At 50.1% G+C, this 22,209-nt stretch carries 17 protein-coding genes and 2 tRNA genes; 4 read left to right on the forward strand and 15 right to left on the reverse strand.

Features of this window, described 5'->3' with window-relative positions; genetic code table 11:
- Positions 1-46 precede the first annotated feature (46 nt).
- The 9 genes from EZV61_RS07230 to EZV61_RS07270 all read right to left on the reverse strand — a co-directional run bounded on the left by EZV61_RS07230 (position 47) and on the right by EZV61_RS07270 (position 11,538).
- Positions 47-1,669 (reverse strand): S1 family peptidase, encoded by a 1,623-nt coding sequence (locus tag EZV61_RS07230; protein ID WP_131414812.1) that lies wholly within the window; start codon positions 1,667-1,669, stop codon positions 47-49.
- 223 nt (positions 1,670-1,892) lie between these two features.
- Positions 1,893-2,819 carry a vWA domain-containing protein gene (locus EZV61_RS07235; RefSeq protein WP_131414813.1) on the reverse strand — a complete coding sequence of 309 codons (927 nt, stop codon included), beginning with the start codon at positions 2,817-2,819 and terminating at the stop codon, positions 1,893-1,895.
- 6 nt (positions 2,820-2,825) lie between these two features.
- Entirely contained in the window at positions 2,826-4,253 is a 1,428-nt protein-coding gene (locus EZV61_RS07240; RefSeq protein WP_131414814.1) for a trypsin-like peptidase domain-containing protein, read from the reverse strand.
- 4 nt (positions 4,254-4,257) lie between these two features.
- On the reverse strand, positions 4,258-5,808 hold the full coding sequence (locus tag EZV61_RS07245; protein WP_131414815.1) for an FHA domain-containing protein: 1,551 nt from the start codon (positions 5,806-5,808) through the stop codon (positions 4,258-4,260).
- Between the two features lie 10 nt (positions 5,809-5,818).
- On the reverse strand, positions 5,819-7,000 hold the full coding sequence (locus tag EZV61_RS07250; protein WP_131414816.1) for a PP2C family protein-serine/threonine phosphatase: 1,182 nt from the start codon (positions 6,998-7,000) through the stop codon (positions 5,819-5,821).
- Positions 7,001-7,002: 2 nt separating this feature from the next.
- The gene (locus EZV61_RS19530) at positions 7,003-7,737 is read right to left on the reverse strand and encodes an FHA domain-containing protein (RefSeq protein WP_205695341.1); all 735 of its coding nucleotides are present in this window, start codon (positions 7,735-7,737) and stop codon (positions 7,003-7,005) included.
- Position 7,738: 1 nt separating this feature from the next.
- Positions 7,739-8,497, reverse strand: a complete 759-nt coding sequence (locus EZV61_RS07260) for a MotA/TolQ/ExbB proton channel family protein (protein WP_114337521.1) — start codon at positions 8,495-8,497, stop codon at positions 7,739-7,741.
- A complete protein-coding gene (locus EZV61_RS07265; protein ID WP_114337522.1) occupies positions 8,494-8,805 on the reverse strand; it encodes an FHA domain-containing protein in 312 nt (103 codons plus the stop codon). Before EZV61_RS07265 ends, EZV61_RS07260 begins: the two co-directional genes overlap by 4 nt.
- A gap of 15 nt (positions 8,806-8,820) precedes the next feature.
- Entirely contained in the window at positions 8,821-11,538 is a 2,718-nt protein-coding gene (locus tag EZV61_RS07270) for a protein kinase domain-containing protein (RefSeq protein ID WP_131414817.1), read from the reverse strand.
- 494 nt (positions 11,539-12,032) lie between these two features.
- Between EZV61_RS07270 and EZV61_RS07275 the strand changes: the two genes are divergently transcribed.
- Positions 12,033-13,220, forward strand: a complete 1,188-nt coding sequence (locus EZV61_RS07275) for a BaiN/RdsA family NAD(P)/FAD-dependent oxidoreductase (RefSeq protein ID WP_131414818.1) — start codon at positions 12,033-12,035, stop codon at positions 13,218-13,220.
- A gap of 77 nt (positions 13,221-13,297) precedes the next feature.
- Positions 13,298-14,464: a DUF4124 domain-containing protein gene (locus tag EZV61_RS07280; RefSeq protein WP_131414819.1), complete on the forward strand. Its 1,167-nt coding sequence runs from the start codon at positions 13,298-13,300 to the stop codon at positions 14,462-14,464.
- Positions 14,465-14,870: 406 nt separating this feature from the next.
- Here the strand turns inward: EZV61_RS07280 and EZV61_RS07285 are convergent, their stop codons facing one another.
- The 6 genes from EZV61_RS07285 to EZV61_RS07310 form a co-directional block, all read right to left on the reverse strand.
- Positions 14,871-15,683 carry a nucleotidyltransferase domain-containing protein gene (locus EZV61_RS07285; protein WP_131414820.1) on the reverse strand — a complete coding sequence of 271 codons (813 nt, stop codon included), beginning with the start codon at positions 15,681-15,683 and terminating at the stop codon, positions 14,871-14,873.
- 3 nt (positions 15,684-15,686) lie between these two features.
- Entirely contained in the window at positions 15,687-16,724 is a 1,038-nt protein-coding gene (gene rtcA / locus EZV61_RS07290; protein WP_131414821.1) for an RNA 3'-terminal phosphate cyclase, read from the reverse strand.
- 19 nt (positions 16,725-16,743) lie between these two features.
- On the reverse strand, positions 16,744-17,970 hold the full coding sequence (locus EZV61_RS07295; RefSeq protein ID WP_131414822.1) for an RtcB family protein: 1,227 nt from the start codon (positions 17,968-17,970) through the stop codon (positions 16,744-16,746).
- A gap of 73 nt (positions 17,971-18,043) precedes the next feature.
- Positions 18,044-19,213, reverse strand: a complete 1,170-nt coding sequence (locus EZV61_RS07300; protein ID WP_131414823.1) for a slipin family protein — start codon at positions 19,211-19,213, stop codon at positions 18,044-18,046.
- Positions 19,214-19,397: 184 nt separating this feature from the next.
- Positions 19,398-19,467, reverse strand: a tRNA-Asn gene (locus EZV61_RS07305).
- Positions 19,468-19,469: 2 nt separating this feature from the next.
- Positions 19,470-19,542 (reverse strand) — tRNA-Arg (locus EZV61_RS07310).
- Between the two features lie 254 nt (positions 19,543-19,796).
- On the opposite strand from EZV61_RS07310, the gene rtcR reads away from it, so the two are divergent.
- Complete coding sequence (rtcR, locus tag EZV61_RS07315) at positions 19,797-21,407, forward strand: RNA repair transcriptional activator RtcR (protein WP_131414824.1); 1,611 nt, start codon at positions 19,797-19,799, stop codon at positions 21,405-21,407.
- Between the two features lie 256 nt (positions 21,408-21,663).
- A complete protein-coding gene (locus tag EZV61_RS07320) occupies positions 21,664-22,194 on the forward strand; it encodes an outer membrane beta-barrel protein (protein ID WP_131414825.1) in 531 nt (176 codons plus the stop codon).
- Positions 22,195-22,209: the final 15 nt, after the last annotated feature.

The following is a 22,209-nucleotide window of genomic DNA, read 5'->3' on the forward strand; positions in this document are numbered from 1 at the left end:
GAAAAAAAGGAGCCATTGGGCTCCTTTTTTATGTTGGGGAATGTTCTTATCGACGTCTTAGCAAACGCATGACAAAGAGTGGCAACAGTGATAACCATCCTAAACTACTACTGCCACCAGAGTTTTCGATGACGGTATCATTTTCACCTTCTGGGAAATATTCTGGCTTCACGTAGTGGCATGTCAGGGAGCCTGTTGCGGATGCCTGATCGTTAAATACCAAGTCGGATAGGACAATACTTCCATTGTTCATGAACTGGTTGGTACCCTCATAATCAAAGGTGATCTGATGCGTACCTTCTGGTACCGCTACTGCTAATTGTTCAGCTTGGCAATCACCGTTCATTTGTATAACCACTGCGTCATCAAGTCGCACCTGAAGTCGACCATCGCCGCTGGCAGTTAAGCTTTGAGATGAGAATTGCAATACGCCCGGCCCGGTTAGTTCGCCCTGAAGAAATTGAGCTGTGTCGACATATTCAGGCACCATGATCCCGCGATCTTCGAATGCGCTCCAAGGGTACGTGCCGCCCGCTAACCAGCTTTGAAATTCACTCTGCCAATTCGCTATGCCTGGGATGTCGCCCATGGTAACGGTTGTGAGGCGAACGCCGGTATATGTGATACCTGAACTTAGCTCGAGATCTAAAAAAGCGTTGCCGTAGCTGTTTTCGGGCTGTTGCGCCGCGATGGATACTTCACAACTCTTATTGGGGTTAAGCGTGCCGCAGTTATGGGAGATCAGTGTGACCGACGCATCGCCGCGGATCTCAATGGCGACAATATCTACCGCTTCAGTGGAGATATTGGTAATCAATTGTTGATGCTCTATCGTTGGTTGTTGTGCACTCAGTAACCATTGCTGGTCATCACCAACATCTAATATCCTATTTGGTGTCAGCTCCTCGCGAGTACTGTTTATCCAGTCCAGATGTAAGCCAAGGCGGGTAAATACACCCATGTAGTTGTAGCCGTGAGACACGAGGGCCGTGTAAATCATACCCTGATCCATCTCGATAAAGGCAGGTGTGCCGCTATCCCCTGGTGCAGGCCCTTTGGTTTGCTCTCCGCCACAGATGAAATTGCTGGCATCAAATCCTGCGGGTGCCTGGACGGCAGTCTGCTCATTGCAATCTGCTTCGCTAGCGATTGCGATCTCAGCGCCTTGCAGTCGATAGGCTGGGTCATAGCTTTCGTATCGAGTAGAGCCCAGCCCTAGTATGTGTAATGTCTCACCTGCGGTGATCAGGGCATCTTGTTCTGCCGTGATGATTTTGGCTGCGGGATAATTGTCAGGGGAACTAAACCAAGCAAGTTTATAGATGGCGAGATCGGCGGTGTAAAATTCTGATTCAAAGTCTGGATGAATTCTCACATCGGCCAGTCGGTAGCAGTTGTTTTCACTAGCATCACCTGATCCGCCGATACAAGCGACAGAATTTTCTACAGGTGCCAACGCCACACAGTGCGCTGCGGTTAGGATTAAGCCTTCGCCGATATAGGCGCCACCGCAGCGATGGTTAGAAAGAGAGTCGCTTTCTGTGCCTTCGATTTGGCGCAGGCTAACGGTATAAGGCCAATCTTGATCGCTCACCGTCTGGCCGCCAACCACGGCATGGCTATTGACACTGATCATGGCCAGTGCCGCCGGAATAATGTAGCGGAACATATATTTTACTTCCTTGTTTTCAACTAATTACAAGAGGTTCAGGGTAACATCTGAGTAGTGCTTATTAATTTTTCTAATGATAATGTGTGATGGTCGTTCCCGCTTTTTACACTTACTCACATTTCTTATCTGTATGTCGGTTTTGAGCCTGTTTTAGGGCAGCCAACACAATGGGAGTTGATGCACCTGAGTGAGTTTGATGACTCAATCAAACAGACTGGGCTCAGTCAATGAGGATCGCTTGCAATATACCTGAGGTGAGGGAGGTGCCACCTTCGACCACATTGCCTTTGCCTTCTCTGGCGAGCTCCTTTAGATCCAAGGGCACTGACTCGTCGGTGTCGACAAACAGCACAGAGATACGGCTCTTTTTACTGCTGACGAAATTGCGCGCCAGCTTCAATGTCGCCATACGCTCTTCTGGATAGCCAGGGGCATCGGTGATAATAACAATCATCCGCTGCTCCACCTCTTTGCGCCAGCGGCTGTTAACCGCCTGCTTTAATCCTGCAAAAAGCGCTTCGGGGGTATCGTCATTGCGGCCTTTACCGATGCCATGTCTTAGCTCAAGGGCATCCACGAAGCGTTTCAGCCGCTTGAAATTGGCCGGTGAGTCAGAAATTTTTAGTAATGGCTGTACGGTCACGGGCGTACGGTATTGCCTGTCGCCATAAGCGACGATGCCAATGCCGATAGAAGAAGAAAGTTTGTCTGTGACCCTGACGAAGCTGACTATCTCACGTTTCAACGCATTTAGCGCGCTGCCCATACTGCCAGTGACATCCAGCACCAGTACCAGATCGATATCTGGGAATTGGGTTTTTGCGCCGGGCAGAGGTTTTGGCTCTGGAACAGGAATTGGTACGGGGGGCACAGGTGTGGGTGGTGTCGGTTCCGGTTTTTCCGCAAGCAGCCGGAGCGCTTCGGCTAACTGGGCTTGCAAGGCTTCTACGGCAGCCGCTTGTTCCTCCGTCGCGGCATTGGCATCGTCCAGTGCGATTTTCAGCGCTTCGGTGTCGGCGCTGTCGCCAGTATGAGGGAAGTAGGGGAACAGCAGAATGGCGATGAGGATAAATGCCCCCATACCGGAGGCAAACAGATCTAGCGCCGACATACTGAAGATATTGATCTCGCGATTGCGGCGCTGCATTTGTGATTATCCCAGTGAGACCAGGAGTTTGACGTCCCCTATCTGTAACTGGCTATCGACTGCAAGTGGCACTGGCTTGAAGGGTTGCAGCGGCTGGCCATTTACCCGGGTACCGTTGGTTGAGTTGAGATCTTCGACCATAAAGCCATTGCTTCCACTGCTGATCCGAAGATGGCGACGGGATACGGAACTGTCGTCCAGTAGCAGGTCAACCAGCTGTGGATGACGGCCAATACTGCAACCTTTGCTGCCGTCAGCCAACAGTGATGAGGTCACCTGCAGGCAAACGCTATCGGAGTGGCCTTTGAAACCAGAGAGTACCAGACCACCACCATTGTTTGGTGTTGCGACTGCGTGCTGGGCAACCTGCGTCGGCCCAGGTTGGTGGCTTGGTGTCGTTGCTGGTCGTTGTGGGGCAGAACCTCGAAAGCGTTGACTTAATGGTTCAACCACCTGATGTACAACCTGTGCCGCTTTCTGGCGATTACCTTTGACGGCGAGTAACAAGGTGATCACTAACAGCCCGGCCATAATAGACCCGGCCAACAACACGTTATCGATCAGCCAGTTGAGTTGTTTATCCCGTTCTCCTAGCTGTTCATCCATCTGCGTGCGAAGTTCTGCGGCCTTTAATTCCGCTTCTTTAGCGCGTTGCTCTGCCAGTTGTGCCGCTGACTTTGCGCTAAGAGCATCTTCTCTCGCTTTGGCATCGGTACCTGCACCACCACTGGTGTCACAGGTTGAAGTATCACGGGTAAAGCTGATCCCTTTGCTATTGAGAATGGCTGTTAGTTCAGAGGCATGGGAGGCCCAAAACGCGCCATGACCGGCTTGCGCTTTGATCGCCATGGTATTGGTACCGACCATTCGACCACAGGCATCTAATAATGGACCGCCACTGTTCCCTGGGTTTACCGCGGCGTCGTGCTGGACGATCTTCAAAGCGCGAGATCCGCCCCAGGAACCGGTGTAGACACGACTCACAGTGCCTTCGGTAGCTGTTGCTTGTACGGCAGCGTGTCCCCCTGGTGCTTGATCCGAGATCCCTGGATAGCCGAAGGCATACACCTGGCTGGTTTTACCTAAGCTGCCATCGTTGATCGCCACCGGATTGCCCTGGATCCCACGAACTCGGATCACGGCCAGATCGAGCTGGGGTGAGTCGATGATCACCTCGGCTTCGATACGTTGTTCATCATTATGGGTGATGATGAACAGCTCGTCGTAATCTTCGATAACGTGGTGGTTAGTGGCGATGTAACCGTCATTATTCAGTAATGAGCCGGTACCTGTGGAGGTGCCATCACTCATCAAGTTGACGATCCGCACGACACCTCGTTCCAGCTCTTCAACACGCTTTAATGCGGCATTACTTGGCAGTGCTAATAGGCTTAACACGCTGGCTAAGAGCAAGGGAACTCGTAACTTCTGCATTTGGTTACGCCTTTCTTAATTCAAAAACCAACGTACCGAGCTGCACGCGATCACCGACATGAACCATGTGCGGTTGATGTGCGGTCAACGGGACACCGTTGACGCTAACGCCGTTGGTGGATGCCAGATCTTCCAGCATCAGTTGCTGGCTCACCCAGATTAAACGGGCATGTTGGCGTGAAACCTCACTATGGGTGACAACCAGTTCACTGGAGTTAGGGCTGCGACCGATCACCAGACCATCGACAGCCGCCCCAAGGCTGCTGCCTTGGATCCTGACAGCGAAACTGGCGGCTTCACCTTCGAGGCCAACCAACAATAGGTCAGGGACGCTGGCAAGTGCTTGTTCATGTGCAGCCTTTGCGGCCAGATTTTGTTGCGCCTGTTGTAACTCTTCCGCTGTCATCTGCTGCTGTTGCACCAGTTGGTTTGATTTACGCTTACGTAGCTGCAGCATGATGATCAGTGCCAACACGATGACACCGGCAACAATACCGCCGTAGATCAACCAAAGTTGCTGTTCTGCTTGCTTCGCAATGGCGGCGTCTAATGCCGCTTGTTGTTCGGTGAGTTGCACTTCTAGCTGTGCAGCGCGCTCGGCCGTTTCTGCAACGACCGCTTTTTGTGCGTCAATCTCAGCTCCTAATGCCGCCTTCTCTTCCGCGGTGGCATCTTTTAGTTGCTTCTGCTTCTCTTCCAGCTGAGCAAGTAGCTTCTTCGCTTCGGCGGCTTTTTTCGCTTCGGCTTCGCGCTGCTTTTGCAGGTCATTGCGCTCAGTTTCCAAAGCATCGAGCTCGGCACCTAAACTCTTTTCGGTTTCAGCCAGTTTCGATTCGGTGTCGGCCAGTGCTTCCGCGGCAAGCCGGGCTTGTTCCGCAGCCGACAAACAGATCTCTTTGGCTACCGTGGTGGTGGCGTAAGCTTTGCTCATCGCTTGCACTTGGGCGAGGGGAACACTAAAGCCGATCCCCTCTTTGCTGGTGAAAATACTGGCATCGGGATCAGGTACGTTGATGCCGATTAGTTCACCACAGTTATTTATCAATGCACCGCCGTGAGAGTAATCAGTAAGTTTGACGTTGTGGCTGATATAACGCTGGCCACTGTCTTTGTCACTCACCAGTTCGGTGATACTACCAATGCCAAAGTGAAAACTTTTTGGCTGTTCACGTTTGTCACTGCTTAGGCTTAAGGCACCAACGGCTCTGCCCTGTTCTGATTGCTGGCGGGCAACAACTAATGCCGGCGCATCCAACCCTTCAACTTTGAGCAGTGTTAGTGCTAGTTTGTCATCTTGATTGACGCGCACTGCCGCCAGCTCGGCACCACTGCTGTCCACCACGGTAAACCGCTGGCCTTTCTCCAGTGCATCGCTGCTGGTTACCACGTAGCCGGTCGCTAATACCACGGCAGTGGCTTCGGCTCTGGGCTCATCATGAAGATAAACTTTCAGTTTTAAGCTGCTATCTAACAGACCTTGGTGGGGAATGTCGGCACTCCAAGCCGCTGTTGACAGGAGAGAGATAAACATCGCGGTGAGCAGTCGTTTCATCATTATGCTTCCATTACTCGTTATTCTTCTTAGGCGCGTTCTCTTTTGGAGGCACGCTGTTGCTGGGCACCTTGAGGACGGCTTGTGGCTTATCTAGCGGGATCGCGTCATCAGCATCTTCCGGTACGGCTTGTTCCATTGCCTTATCTTCGAGCCCTTTTTCAGGGACGATCTCTGGCACTTCTGGTGCAACTTCGGGTGTGATTTCGATAGTTTCTGGCGCCACTAGCTCGGTGTCGGCTGCTGTTTCAGGTTCTATTATTGACGGTGCTGTTGGCTGTGTTTCACTGGCTGGATCAGCGCAGATTTCGTCGGTGGCACCACAATCTGGGGTGGGGGTCAGTAGCCACCAACCAAGTACAGCGGCAACAACCACGGCACCGACAGCGGGGAGCAGTTTACTGCTGCTAGCTTGTTTATGTTGGTGTGGCGTGTTGGCACTGGCGGGGATCTCAGCGAGCACTGCCGTGGCATTGTCTTGTCCCGGCGCGTTGGCGGCATCAACAGCCGCCAGTAACCGGCGTACTCCGGCTGCTGGATCACTGCTTTGGGCAGACAACTGTTCGGCAATCGCCTTGTCCGACAGTGTTTGGACGCCATCGCTGGCCAACAATATCTGATCACCGGCTTGCAGCGGAACGGGCATTTTGGGTTGGTCGATGAGCGACAATTGATCGCCACATAAGGCGGATCGCAATGCGTTACGTCGACTGTCTTTGGCCAGCTCCTCTTCGGTCATTCGCCCCAGCTCTACTAAGCCTTGAAGCACGGGTAACATCGAATGATCTTCATTAAGCCGTTTTAACTCACCGTGACGAAGTAGCCACATCGGAGAGTCACCGACACTGACCCAGGTGATTGCTTGCTCGCTGATTAAAGCTGCCAGTAAGGTACACCCCATCCCTTCGTGACCTGGGTTGTTCGCGATATGCTCGGTGATCGCGCCATTGGCGGCATTGAGCGCATCCCGCAACATCACACTTGCGGGCGCGGGGGTTGAATTCTGATAGTGATTGAGAAAAGTCTCTTTCGCTAACAAGCTGGCGGTGTCGCCTGCGGCGTGACCGCCCATGCCGTCGGCTACCAACAGCAACATGTCGCCATCATCGTTAACCAACCAGTGACCGAAACTGTCTTCCTGGTAGTCTCGTGCGCCCTGTATCTGGGCGCCAGCCATCAAGGGCGTCAGCGCCATGGTTAAGCCTTCTCTTGCCAATCGAAGTCAGGGCCACATAGTGGCATGAATCGTAGCTCGGTAGCACCGATGATCAGTTCTACACCAGCAGTTAACTCGGTCGGTGTCAGCACGGGTGCTTCATTCATGTAGACCAAATTGGTACCGCCACCATGCTGCAAATAGAACTTACGTCCTTTCGGATCGTAAGTGACCAGCGCATGTTGTTTACGGGAGATCTGGTCATCGCCAAAATCTAAGACAATCCGCTGATCGGCGTCGCGGCCAATAGCATTCACGCCATAACCCAGGCGCAACGCATTGCCCATGCCTGGACCGCCGGTGATCACTAACCAACCGGCTAAGGGATCTGCCATGGCATCACTGCTTTGTTCTGCCGTTGCCGCAGCAGCTGCGGGTTGGGCTTCACCTGTTGATGCTGGCGCGGCGGTGGTTGCACGACCAGGACGAAAGACACGGGTCTTAGGATCGCCGTCGGATGGGCTGGCTGCGGCTGGCACTTGCCCTTGAGGTGTGCGAGATGTCGGCGTATCCACATTCTGCCCTGCTAATGGTGCGGCGGGGGTGACGCCTGGTCGATTGACAGTGGTTGCCGCATCTAATGGACTGGCAGGGGTCGCTTGTGCTGGTTTGGGTGTTGAGCCTCTGACTACCTGAGTAGGCTGCTCTAGCGGATTGCTGGCCTGTTGGGTTGGGCTATCGATAATGCGGCCATTTTGATCTCTGTAGACGGGCATGTTATTCCCCCTGACGTTCGTAAAGTCGGTTAATGAGGTTGTCCAGACAGTATTGTCCAGATAGGTTCAGAGCACGCTCTTCGCGCCCTTGTGCAATGTGTGTTAACAGTACCAGCACGGCAGACATCACCAGAGCCAGTAACGTGGTGTAAAAAGCTAAACCTAAGCTAAGGGTCACCTGTTTCAGCAGCTCAGGGTCGTCAAACTTGGGCGCTGCACCGGCATCACTGAGGGCAAGCGCGATACCGACTACGGTACCGATAAAACCCAGCGTCGGGATCAGCCAACTGATGTAACGAACCACGTTGTATCTCAGGTCAATTTCATGTTGATAAAGTTCGAGGCTCGAATTGAAAATGGTGTTGGCTTGCGCCAGCGAACCGCTGCTTTGAAATTGCAAAATAACGCGGCGCAATAGTCGCGGCAAAAAACAGTGGGGGGCAATGGTTTGCAGGCGTTGATAGAGCGCGCCTAAATCGCGAGCTAACAACATGGTTTGCTGGTCTTCCGGCAACAACTTCATGACCAGCTGCTGCTGTTCTTCATTGGCAGCGGTTAAGCGGAACCAAAGCTCGGCAATACCGATGGCAAACACGAGCCACATCACCACCGGGATGGTGAACGGAAACGGCAGTACTCTGCTTTCACGATCAAGCAACAGTGCCGCTGCATTACTGCCTGTTGGCAAGGCAAAGGAGAGCAGTAGTATAAGAACTACCGCTGCACACAGGCAGTAGAGCCAATACTCCTTGCGGTTCAAGAGTATACTTCTCCGGTACCGGGGTGACGCTTAGGCCCACTGCCATTGAGTTGCTGTAACAACTGCTGCGCTGTGATGGTGATATTCCCTAAGCGTAGTGTTTGTTGCGGTTCAATAAAGCTTTGGACCAGCGGCTGCCACTGGCCATTATTATCAACGAAACTGCCGTTGGTGCTTTGGCAATCGGAAAGATACAGTCGACCATCTGCGGCCTGTACCAATTCGGCGTGGCGTCCAGACACTGACGCGTCATTAACAACGATGTCGTTGTGAGCGCTGCGGCCAATGCTATAGGCTCGAATCGCCATGGTTAAGCTCCTAAATCAATAGTTGTCGTAGACGTTAGCTTTCTTACCCGCTTCGTAGACTTCCTGCGAACCGCCTTTAAAGAAGCGGTTGCCGTTGACGGTGGGTGACGCTTCTTCATGAACATAGACACTGGGGTATGAGTTGTCGTCATCGTAGCCGACGTTATAGAACTTGTTGCCACGATAGATGCCCTGAGCCTCTTCGCGAATGTTTATACCATTCCCGCCGATATTGCGCAGAGTGTTGTTTACGATGACCGGACTCGAGGTGTCGTATATCGTGAGTCCGAAGCCATCCACCTCATTCTCTTCAAACCGTGGACTGGCCGTGCCTTCGACCCAGAGTCCCCAGTCCGATAGCCCGGTCAAGCTACTCTTGCGAATAGTTGGTTGCGCTTGTTCTTTCACCAAAAACACGCGACCACCAGGGCTTTTCACATCGGTGCTAATAAAGGTCGGTGTTGATGTGCCAGCAATGGAGATGGCAAAGGATTCACCCGTGCCGCGGAGTACGTTGCCTTCGAAGCTGCCTTTTGCGGCATCACGAAGCAGGAAGTTATTGCTTTTATTGTCAGTAAAACGGTTGTTTTGCACTTTAGGGCTTGCGCGATCTTTGACCACAAACACGGGCTGCTCAAGGCCTTTAAAGTGGTTGTTGCGATAGAGTCCGCGGGTGTCACCGTAAGTGTTAACGGCATTCCATGGTGTGCCATGGAAGTAGTTGTCTGTGACCGTTGGATTGGCCGTGCCCTTCGCTGCCAAGATAGTAGAGTGGCCGTTACTCAGGTCACAATTGGTGATCGTCGGCGAGCCACCAGTGATCCAGAGGGCATTTTGGTTATCCACTTTACCGGTATAACGTATGGTCAGATTATCGAGAGTGGCATCGCCAGAGATGGTAAAGGTGTTGTCCGTGGTTGATGTCACCACGATCTGACTACGGTTACCGTCGCCTTTGAGCTTGATTTTTTTGCTTAAATTAAACGCCCCAGTGTAGGTGCCTGGGCGGATTAAAAGCGTGTCTCCGGATTTGGCTGCGGCAATGGCGGAAGCCAGATTGCTGTAATCGCCTTTGCCGGAAGCATCCACGATGAAGCCGCCACGTTTTAGGGTGACTGTTGGTCCTGTATCCCCGGCTTTCGGCGTAAATTCATGCCAACCCGTATGTGTACGGTAGCCGGCTTTTTTCACTTCAACGCGGTATTTACCGGGCGCAAGCAACATACCATCGCTATAGGCTGGGCCAATATTTAAAATGCGCACCCTGGCATCCGCAGGCTGGCGTTTTACGGTAAAGGCGAATTCTGAAATTGCCGCGCTTAAGTTCACTGATGGTGAGCCATGCTCCTGATGATCTAGGGTCAGTGTGCTGCTTTCATAGCCGTCGGCTGACACCTTCACTTCATATTTGCCGTAGGGTAGCGTCATCCCTTTGCTATATAAGCGACCGGTGCCTGTGAACACTACCTTGGCTGAGCTAGGATTTAGCGTGATCTGCAGCGGACCTTTATCGGCGGTCACTTTGGTTTTGCTTTCTTTGCCTGCGGTTTTGGTGTCAACGATTTGGCTTCCACCACCATTAACAATAGGCTTGAGCTGGCTTTGAGCAATGAAGTAACCACCGACGCCAACACTGATGCCAACTAACAGGATCAGCAATGTTTTCATGGTGCCACCACTATTGCCTGGCGCGGGCTCAGGGGCCGGAGATGGCGCCGGTTTGGCAGGCGATGGCTGGGCCGGTTGCGATGGTGTAGGAGACGCTGACGGTGAACCCATGACGACGGTTGCCGCTGGATCTGATGGCTGCCCGTTGGGCTGGCCATAGGATGATGCTGGCTCACCGACTAAGCCCAATTTATGCTGCCAGAGTTCGACAGCTTGCGGGCGCTGGTTCTCATTTACCTCGATCGCCCAATCGATACCGTCTAATAGTTCTGCGGGATATTCCCCTTGGCTAAGGGAGGTCGCTGATGGCATTCCTGGGCCACCCCGTGACGCGGTCAGAGAGCGACTCACCGCATCCATTAGTTTGTCATCACCGAACCCGGTAACAGCGCGATAAGCAACCATGCCCAATGCGTAGATATCTGTCCATGGCCCCAACTGATCCATCGACTCGGCATACTGCTCAATAGGCGCATAGCCGGGGGTTAAGATCTGGGTAACACGGCCGGAGCGATTACCGATCGCTTGTCGGGCGGCACCAAAGTCGAGTAATACGGCACTGCCATCAGGGCGGATAATGATATTGCCCGGTTTGATGTCGCGGTGGATCATACCGGCTTGGTGTACCTGGCGCAGACCGCTGGTGAGGTCGGACAGCAGGCGTTGGATCTCGGCAGTGCTGAGCTTAGGTGTGGCTTGCAGCTTGTGGGAAAGGGTATCGCCCTCTTCATAATTCAGCACCATGTAAGCGGTGCCGTGCGCCTGGAAAAAGCGGTGTACATGGTTGACGTTAGGGTGAGTAAAGCGCGCCAATACCTGGGCTTCTTGCAGAAAGCGATCTAAGCCCCACTGGAAATCATCGGCATCTTGTTGGCTTTTGGGCGCAACAGTGTCGCCCGCGCGGACAGCAAATTCGTTTGGCAAAAACTCTTTGATGGCAAAGATTTTATTAAGATAAACATCAACGGCTTTGTAGGTAATACCAAAACCACCGTGGCCAAGTATGCCTTCAATACGATAGTTATCGAGCTGGAAGCCATTGGGTAAGGCGTGAATATGATCCATGCTGTCGCGCAACCTTAACTTTAAAAATGATGAAAATCTGGATTAACTTTTCACTCAACGCATGTGACATGAGTATGGCCACTGACGGAATTGAAAAGGTTAATGTGATGTTAAATTGTTTGTATTTTGCGCTATCTATCACCGCTTTCCAATCGTTGGCGTTAGTTTTTTCTAACATTCAGCTTTTGCGCCACATCAATTATTTATAACCTGATTAGATATCAAGACGTTAGTCGATGCGTAATTTTGTGATCCCAACAGGCTGATTCGTAATGAATTGCCAATCAGCCTGGCGCTGACTTTGCCACTTAGCGTTTAACGACAGCCTGCGCCAACCGGGGCAATGCCGACGCCTTTTGACTTTCTGTCGGTTCTATCTGGCCGTTGCTGTATGCAGTGAACCATTACCGCTCAGTGCAAAAGCTGCGTAAAATACGCGTTGAACAGCGTGCAGCGGCTTAACCTGCCCCTATGGCGATAATCGAGCAAACCCGATGACAGAGAATGTAGATGTAGTAGTAATTGGCGCTGGTGCGGCAGGCTTAATGTGTGCTGCCGAGGCCGGCAAGCGTGGTCGAAGCGTGCGTTTGCTTGATCATGGCAAAAAAGCAGGGCGTAAGATCATTATCTCCGGCGGGGGGCGTTGTAATTTCACCAATATGTATGCTGAACCAGCCAACTACCTCAGCCAGAACCCTCATTTCTGTAAGTCTGCATTGGCGCAGTATACCCAATGGGATTTTATCGCCATGGTAGATAAGCACGGTATCGCCTACCACGAGAAAACTCTGGGGCAGCTGTTTTGCGATGATAGCGCCCATCAAATCGTCGATATGTTGCTAAAAGAGTGTGATGACGCCGGCGTGAAGGTGCAGCTGCGTACCGAGATCCTGGGTGTGGAAAAATTGGAGAACGGCTTTCTGGTGAAAACCAGCCAAGGAGAGTTGGCTTGCACATCGCTGGTGGTGGCCTGCGGTGGCCTGTCGATGCCTAAGTTAGGTGCCACGCCACTGGGTTATCAAATCGCTGAGCAATTTGGCCTTAACGTGTTGCCTACCCGTGCGGGCTTGGTGCCTTTCACTCTGCAACCAGAGCAGAAAGAGGTGTTGGCGGAATTAAGTGGTGTCAGTGTCGACAGCTATGCCACGGCTAAAGATGGCACCGGCTTTAAAGAAGCTCTGCTATTTACTCATCGCGGATTGTCTGGCCCTGCCGTGTTGCAGGTCAGCTCCTACTGGCAACCGGGCGAAGCGGTCACCTTTGACCTGTCGCCGCAAGAATCGCTGATTGATTGGCTATTGGAGCAGGCGAAAACTCAGCCGCAACTCACCCTCAAAAATGCGCTGGCGCGGAAATTCCCCAAAAGCATGGTCGAAGCCTGGATCAAACTGCATCAACTGCCGAACCCTGCCATCGGCCAACTCAGTACTAAACTGCGCGAACAACTAAACACCGTGCTGCATCAATGGCAGGTGATCCCCAGCGGCACCGAAGGTTATCGTACTGCCGAAGTCACCTTGGGCGGTGTGGATACCAACGGTTTGAGCTCCAAAACCATGGCAGCAAAAAACGTCGACGGCTTGTATTTTATCGGTGAAGTGGTGGATGTGACGGGCTGGCTCGGGGGCTTTAACTTCCAATGGGCATGGAGCTCCGGCTGGCTGGCGGGGCAGTATGCATAATTGTACGCAGGCCATAGTCTCTGGCATGGACAGCAAGTTGGCAGGCGTACCACTGAATCAGATATTGTTTTAGCTGAATGAAGCCTAAATATTCATTAAGCCTTCTATTGCTATGTGCCCTCCTTGTCGGGGCGCTGGCTGTTGCATTGAAGCCGGACAGGTATCGTCATATCTTGCCTGATCAAGTCGTTCATTCGCTGCGCACTACCTACGAACTATTGATAGCTCAACTTCCCGTCGAAGAAGCGATTGAAGCGCCACAACCTGAGTTAATTGGGCAAACCGTATCGGCACCGGAACGTACCTTTTTAGGCCGAGGCGAAACGCGCCACATTCCTTATCAGCGCCGTGGTGAATGTATTGATCAGACATTGGGGGAGGTGGCAAAGAAACCCACGCTAAGTGTATTTACCTGGGTGGATGACAATGGTGTGACTCACTATTCCGATAAGCGTGCTGGTGGTGGCGAAGCCAAACAGATCAAGTTGTCGACGGGTGATGAGATGGACTATTACCTGTTAGATCTCAAGACCCACGGTGTTCATAAGATGTTTAAGGATCAGCTGCGGGCGCGTATCAAAAAGAGCTTTTTGTTTTATCGTTCGTTATTGGGTCAAGGCGAGTTGCGAAAGATCGCTGTGAATATGCAAGTGTTCGCCAACTCGGCGCACTATGCTGATTACCGCCGTTCTATTAAGGCAAGTGTTCGGGCTGATGCGCCGGGGTTTTATTCGCCCAGCCGCAACGAGTCAGTCTTACTCTATTTAGGTGAGCAACAAACCACTGAAACGGCGGTGCATGAAGCCGTGCATTCCATCACTTCCGGGCTGATTGGCGAAACCGGGCCATGGTTAACGGAAGGGCTATCAGAATACTTGGAAAACTTGCAGGTTAAAATGCAGTATGCCGAGGTGAGCCCAAGCCCTGATTGGCGTTCGGAGCAGGTGCTCAGATTTAGTCCTGTGCCTCTGCATATTTTGCTAAACACAGCGCATCAAGAGTTTTACGGCAGCAGCAGTAAAGATTTCTATGGGACTAGCTGGGCATTTATCTACTTTCTGATGGACGATCCCACACGGGAGCAATGGCTTGCGCAACTTTTGCTGCAGGAAAAAGCGGATCGATGCGATGTCACGCTGGGTATCGCGCAGCTTGAGCGAGTCACCGGGGTGCCGATCAGCCAGCTGCAACGCACTTTCAATCACTGGTTGAGAACGAACACGTTAACAGCACACCGTTATTGAGAGCCCTTTGCTTCTTTGCTTTTGCCATCTGTTTTGTCGTTCGAAAGGTCACTCCGTTCTCATTATTTATCGTCACATTTGAGCGGCTATCGATAACATCGAAAAAGAACTGCGAGATGTCACTATCGAATACAGTGGCACCGATATCGAAATTAAAGTCGGTTATCCGGAAGCGTATGGTGACAATGATGGTGGTCTTATCGACACGCTGGATTTAGATCCTGACCTGGAAGTCTGCTACGGCAGTGGTGACACCTGCAACCTGGACTCTAACTCCTCCAATGTTCGTATCGGTTATAACCTAGAAGACGACGCCAACCCTTGCTTTGTCCGCTATATAGAGCCCCGAGGTACCGATGGTGTAGATGACACCTACACCATCGTGGTGGATACCAGCGGCTGCTGATTAGTATCGAGCCAATACGTCCCGAAACAGGGTGTTCAAAGGCGCAAAACTCACGGCTCTGTCTTTATACTTCTCAGCATAATTCTCAAGTCGTGTGAGCTGACACTCGATAAACTTATTTAGTTCAGGCACTGCTGGTGCAACCTCTTTTTCCTGGCTTTTTCGTTTGCGTTCCAATAAGTGGGTTATCGCTAAATTCAGTGATCCGTCATCCGCAACCAACTGTCTAAGCACTTCAAATTCAATGGGCGCAGGTTCATCAAATTTTTCCAGCCACATGATGGCAAGCAACGGCCTTAAGACATAGAAGTACTTTTTCAGCGGCACTAAATCCTTTTTCAGATACTCACGATAGTTGTTTATCGCCATGTGCCGATAGTGATATATGCCCTTTGTTGAGGATGCTATGTGTGGCATCAACCGCCGGGCTTGATCAGCAAAGTGTCCATCGTCGACATAGACAATAGGCGACTGTAACCACTCGATAAAAGCAGGGTTGGATTTCAAAAACAGCTTCAATGCCTTGCGTATATCCCAGCCATTGATATCTATTTCGTCAACGATGGGATACTCGATCACATCGCGTTTATCTTCGAGATCGACTGCTAGATACCAATCCAGTGGGTGCGCATAGATAAACCTGACATCATAGTCACTGTTGGGGCTTTCAAAGCCCCAAGCGCGACTGCCTGATTCGATGGCATATAGTACTTTTACACCGTGCTCATTTTCGGCTGCTTTTATCCGCCGGAGGATCTCCTCTCTTATGCCTGGCGCTATTGGATTTTCTGCTGTTCTTTGATGTTGTTCCATCAACTAATCCTCTGTATGTATTCGCCAAAGCAGATCATCTATCTGCTCTACTTTTATTTTTACCCCCAGTATTTGCCGAATCACGTCAATGTTGGTGACTGTATGCAAGCTAGGCTTGGTTGTTGTAAAGCTGCTATTGCCTGCCAGTACCATAGGTAATAGCAGTTGATCGGCCAGGTGTTCTTCTACTGCCGCTTGGGCATGAACAAATTTATTCACTCGGCCAACAGCGCGCTTGGCCACCCTTTCTGCTGATACGCCCAGCTCTCCTACAACCTCAAATAAGTGGCGATGGCTTTCGCCGTCTATGCATAATTGAAAGCTGTTACCTGGGCCTGGCGTCATCACTGTTCTTATTTCGCTGGATGCTTCTTGCCAGCCTAATGCTTTCTTAGCGGTGGTAATTTCCCGTTGCCCAATGCTCTCTGATAACTGGCTGATCAAGGCATTAGCCGAACAGTTTGCCATTGTCGTCGCGACGTCAGCGCCCGCCTGCGTTAAATGACAAGGGCGCAGCCGCGTTGTAGGCGCAATGTTTAGCTGCCATTTCCCCCCTCCTGCAGGGTAAAAACCTAGTGCAGATATTTGTACGTCGCACTCTACTCCCATGCGCGCCAGCACCGGCAGATAAGAGCGTTGTAAAAAACACAGTGAGGGTGACATGCCATTGTGCGTGCCACCTTCAAAGGTCACCGTAGAGTGGCCTTTCGCTAAAGCCAATACCGGTAAAATAGTCTGGCAAACCAAAACTGTGCTGCCAGCAGTGCCAATCGCAAAATGGAAGTTACCCGATTTTACTTGGCCTGGCGCAAAGCGTATCCGCGTAGCACCGAGCTCCACCCCCTCTGTTTTGGCGTCACAAATTTTTTGTGCGGCCAAAACAGAGGTTAAATGTTGCCGTAATAGCCCCGTTTTTTTTCGACCTGCCCGAATGTTTATCAGCTCGATATTTTGCTGCGTCAAAATGGATAACGTCAGTGCTGTCCTTAGCACTTGGCCGCCGCCTTCACCTTGTGATCCATCGATGATGAGATAAGACATGGTTACTCCTTTTCTACTTCTATCCTTTAACGCACACGATCTGCTTCAAGGTGTACACCACTTCCACAAGGTCTTTTTGTGCTTCCATTACGTGCTCAATATCTTTGTAAGCGTGGGGGATCTCATCGATAACAGATGCATCTTTTCGGCACTCAACCCCTTCTGTGGCCTTGATTTGGTCATCGACGTTATAGATCTTTTTCGCTTTGGTTCTCGACATCACTCGACCAGCACCATGGCTGCAGCTATTGAAGCTGTCTGGATTCCCCAGGCCGCGTACAATAAATGAGCGCGCGCCCATGCTGCCAGGAATGATCCCCATTTCCCCTTTTTTAGCACGCACAGCTCCTTTCCGTGTCACAAAGCAGTCTTTACCAAAATGGCGCTCTCGTGAGACATAATTATGGTGGCAGTTGACCGCCAACTCTGCCGTTGAAAATTCAATTGGCAGCTGCTTTCTCAGTGCCGCAATGGCATTGAACATCATAATTTCACGGTTTTTCGCTGCGAAATCCTGAGCCCACTCAACTGCCTCTACGTAATCATCAAAGTATTCGCTACCTTCTTCCAGATAAGCTAGGTCCATATCTGGCAGATTGATCTGGTGGCGTTGCATCTCTTTTTTAGCAAGCTCGATAAAATAGGTACCGATGCGGTTACCAACCCCACGGCTGCCTGAATGCAACATAATCCAAACAGCATTATTTTCATCCAGACAAAGCTCTAGAAAGTGATTCCCTGTGCCCATCGTTCCCAAATGGTTCACATTGTTGGTTTTCTTGATGGCGGGGTGCTTGGCGCAAATACGTTCAAACCGCGTTTGTAGCTTCACCCATTCACCCGCTACGATCTCCGGAATGTTATGCCAAGCACCTCGATCTCGGCTTCGGCCTCGACCACTGGTGCGACCATGGGGCACTGCGGCTTCAAACGCATGCCGAATGGCAGACAAATTATCCGGCAGTTGACTGGCAGTGAGTGTTGTTTTCGTCGCTACCATGCCACAGCCAATATCAACCCCTACGGCAGCAGGAATAACAGCATCTACCGATGGAATAACGCTGCCAATCGTGGCTCCTTTTCCCAAGTGAACATCAGGCATCACGGCAATGTGCGAGTGAACCAATGGCATACTGGCAATATTGCGCAGCTGTTGTTGTGCTTCTTCTTCAAATGGCACGCCCTTGGTCCATGCCTTGATTGGTGCATGTCCTGGTTGTTCAATCACGTTGTAGTTTTTACACATCTCATTGTTTCCAATTTCTTTAATACTATTTAGCGCTCGGGCTACTGATTCTTTCATCATGTAGCCCGCAAAATTAGGCGATTTTTACGACGCCATTCATCAATCCTTCCAAGCCGCCGTACACGGTTAAGCTGTCAATCCGCTCAGCAACTTTTTCAAGCGCTTCGAGCTCTTTCAACCGCATCAGTGTGGGATTGTTTTCCATCACCTTTGCTGTGTTGTGTAGGCTTCGGGTGGCTGATGTTTCTTCTCGCCGCTTGATGACATTGGCTTCCGCGGCTTTTTGCGCTTCAACCACCTGATTTAAGATGGCTTTCATTTCACCGGGTAAAATGATGTCTTTAACGCCAACGCTCATCAGTGATATACCAATGCCTAATAACTTTTCTTCGACTAATTCTTTAACTGTTTCATTGACATACAACTTATCCAGAAGAATGTCGTCCAGTGACTTAGTGCCTACCGCCTCTCGCAGTGCTAACTGCAGGGTTTTATAAACAAACTCATCCACTTTATCGACGCTACGTGCCGCCAGCTCTGCATCTTGTACAGTAATGCTGGCGCTTAAATTAATACGTAAGCTCACTCTGTCTTTGCTAAGGATCTCCTGTCCGGAGATCTCAAGCATCTGGGTCTTGCAGTCAAAAGACTTAAGTTCGACGGTGCGGTCAAACTGCCAGAAACCATGCAGACCGGGCGCTAACCGTTTTACTAATTGGCCATTAATGTAAAGCAAGCCAATATGGTCTTTTGCCACATTCAGATCTGCAATGGGTTTGACTGGCACAGTACGCTCACTTCTGATGAGTCGTGTGGCAGTATTTGCGCCTGCACGGTTGATTAAGGAGAGTACGTTTTCATCCACTTCAACATTTTCATCAATAGAGATCCTTTCCAGCCTTGCTTCGCCGGCATCTTTCCATAGATATAAGTGTTCACCTGGGGCGACTACGCCTCTGAGCAAATCATTAAAGTAGAGTAATCCCACTTCGCTGTTGTTTAATTTCCAGTGAGTAATGTGCTCTCTGATTTCACTGTGATTTTTATACAGTCGTTCAGCATTTTTCTCTGAAAAATAGAGGCTGTTAATATCAAAATTGATGAACGCCAGTTGATTTTTTATGTCCCAGAATTTGTGCTTTCCTGGCTCCAGTACACGGTTGAATTTTTGATCTTTAAACACGAATACTCTTTGGTTTTCTGTCACCAAGACGGTTTTTTTAATCTGAAGCGCTTTAAACATCTTAAATTTCCTTATTTTTCTACTCACACATCAGTGTGGAAAGTGTTAGCAAGGGTTGGGTACTTATTTGATAAAGGCTGAAAACTGCAAAGTGCTGGGTGGCTTCCTGCTTGCCAGCACTCGTACGTTTTTGCATTTACCAAACATGGGTACTAACGGCTCACTAACGTTTATTCACTCTCATTGGATATAGGGTGGGAATCGAACCCACAACAATCGAATTAATATTTCGATGCTCTACCAATTGAGCTACCTGTATTTAAGATGGGAATTGAACCCATGACCGACGAACCCTCGTTCGCTGCTCTACCCAACTGAGCTACTTAAATGGATGTTTGATTAGGTATACGCAGTCGCAACGCTCAGCGCACCGGGGTGACTTTTTGAATCACAACCAAATAATCAGACAGTCAGGTATTATCAAGTCGTGTGCCAGAAGGGGGGGGCATCAAAATTATTTCTCAACAGATTGTTTTATAAGGTTTTTATGTTTGAGCCCTTCATTGTGTGGTGACTTGGCGTTGTATGCTGTATCGGATGTTTGTATCTTGGTGGGTGTGGTATATATCTATTTGGATACGTTATGCAAAAGAAAACCGTTGCAGTAAGCTTGATCGGTACACAGTTAGACTATGTCGGTAAAAGAGTTGATCGCTGGGCTAAGTGGCGACCAAATGTTTCCTTGTGCAGTCAGCCGGACTTGATTGTTGATCAGTTGCATATGTTGCATGACAACCACAGCAGTCGCCTGGCCAATAATGTTGCCGTTGATATTCAGTCTGTTTCACCGGAAACCGATGTCCAGCTTCATATGGTTAGCTTTCGTGATCCTTGGGACTTTGAAGAGGTGTATGCGAAGTTATTTGACTGGTGTAAGCAGCAACGGTTCGATACTGATAAAAACGACTATCTATTTCATATAACCACCGGCACTCACGTTGTGCAAATCTGCAGCTACTTGCTCACAGAAAGCCAGCATTTTCCTGGCCGCTTAATTCAATCCTCTCCAGACCATAAGAATAAAAATAAGTCGATTGGTCGCATCCAGATAATTGACTTGGATTTATCCAAGTATGACCAATTGGCCACGCGATTTGATGTCGAGCATGAGGAAGGAAAAGAGTTTTTAAAAGGGGGAATTGAGACGAAGAATACTCAGTTTAACCGGCTTATTACTCAGATAGAGAAAGTGGCTATTCGCTCCCATGATCCTATGTTACTAGCAGGGCCAACAGGCGCGGGTAAAAGCCAATTGGCAACACGTATCTATCAATTGAAAAAAATGCGCGCCAAGCTTAAAGGCGAATTAGTCCCCGTTAACTGCGCTACGTTAAAAGGCGAAAATGCGATGGCTGCGCTGTTTGGCCATACCAAAGGGGCTTTCACTGGGGCGCAGAAGGCGAGGGATGGCTTTTTACTGACGGCCAATGATGGCGTGTTGTTTCTGGATGAAATTGGTGAGCTGGGTTTGGAAGAGCAAGCCATGCTGTTACACGCGATTGAAAACAAAGTTTTTCATCCTGTCGGTAGTGATACGCCTGTGAAAAGTGATTTTCAGCTGATTGCCGGTACTAATAGAGACCTGAAGTTAGAGATTGGGAAGGGTACCTTTCGCGAAGATTTACTTGCGCGTATTAACCTCTGGACTTACGAATTGCCCGCACTGAAAGATAGGAAGGAAGACATTTCGGCGAACGTGGATTTTGAAGTTGATCTGTTTGCGCAAAAAACAGGACAACGTGTGCAGTTTAACAAAGAAGCTAGAACTGCCTTTGTGACGTTTGCGATCTCAAATGAAGCACTATGGACGGGTAATTTTCGAGATTTGAGCTCTGCCATTACTCGGCTTTGTACGCTGGCTGATTCTTCGCGTATCACGACGGATGATGTGCAGGATGAAATCGAGCGCCTGCGTCAGTCTTGGTGTCCTGCAGGCCAGCAGTCACTTGCAGATAATCTTCATCACTATTTATCAACAGCACAAATATCACAACTCGATACCTTTGACGCTAATCAGCTGAGTTATGTGCTTGCTGTATGTGAGCGCCACAACAGCATGGCGTCTGCTGGTAGGGAGCTATTCAACGTTAGCCGTACACTGAAAGCACAACCGAATGACTCGAGTCGGCTACAGAAGTATCTGAGCAAGCATGGCTTGAGATGGAGTGACCTATCTACAGTCCGCAATGACTAAAAAGCCCTGATTAATTTTGTCGTGGAACTCACGCAGGTCGGTGTATTCAACGATTTGATTCATAAAGCGCAGGTGCCAGATATGGTCGAAGATATAGACCATTTCGCGAAAAGTGTTTTGGTCTATCTAAAGAGCGTAGTTCGGCCTCTTAGGCAAGAAGTGGGGAGAGCCGTACTGGAACAGAAAAGTAATGAATCCGTGCTAGGCTTTGAAAGCCTAAAGAATTAATAAATCAAAAGCTTAAGGAAGAGTGGCGATGAAATACCTACCTATAATTGGCTTCACTTGTATATCTTGCTTCCCAACCGCTGCCATGGCTGACGCGGATTTTTACGTTGGCGCTAGTTACCTATCGACAGAATTTACGGATGGTGCTTTCGGGCTATCGGGTTTATTTGCCAATGAAGAGATCGACGATGATACAAGTAGTGGATTCGACCTGTTTGTAGGAGCCGAATGGCACCCGTTGTTGAATTTTAGGTTGGGCTACACTGATCACGGTGAGTTCAGTTATGTGGGCAGTACAAAATTTGATGGCGAGACTGACCTTAAGGGAACCGTGGAGGTTCAATACCTTTATCTGACGTGGTCACCTAAGTGGCGTATATCTGACAGCTTTGCCATGACAGTTAATCTTGGTGGTGCGAAACAAAATGCTGATGTTAATAATGAGTTGGGTGAAACCTCATATGATGATGGTGGCGCCTTTTATTTCTCGTTTGACGCAGAATATAAGTTTACTGATCAGATCGGCGTCAGAGTTGAGCTAGGTGACATTATCATCTGATGATATTGACTCTTC

The sequence above is a fragment of the Corallincola luteus genome, assembly GCF_004336975.1.
GTDB classification, from domain to species: Bacteria; Pseudomonadota; Gammaproteobacteria; order Enterobacterales; family Neiellaceae; genus Corallincola; species Corallincola holothuriorum.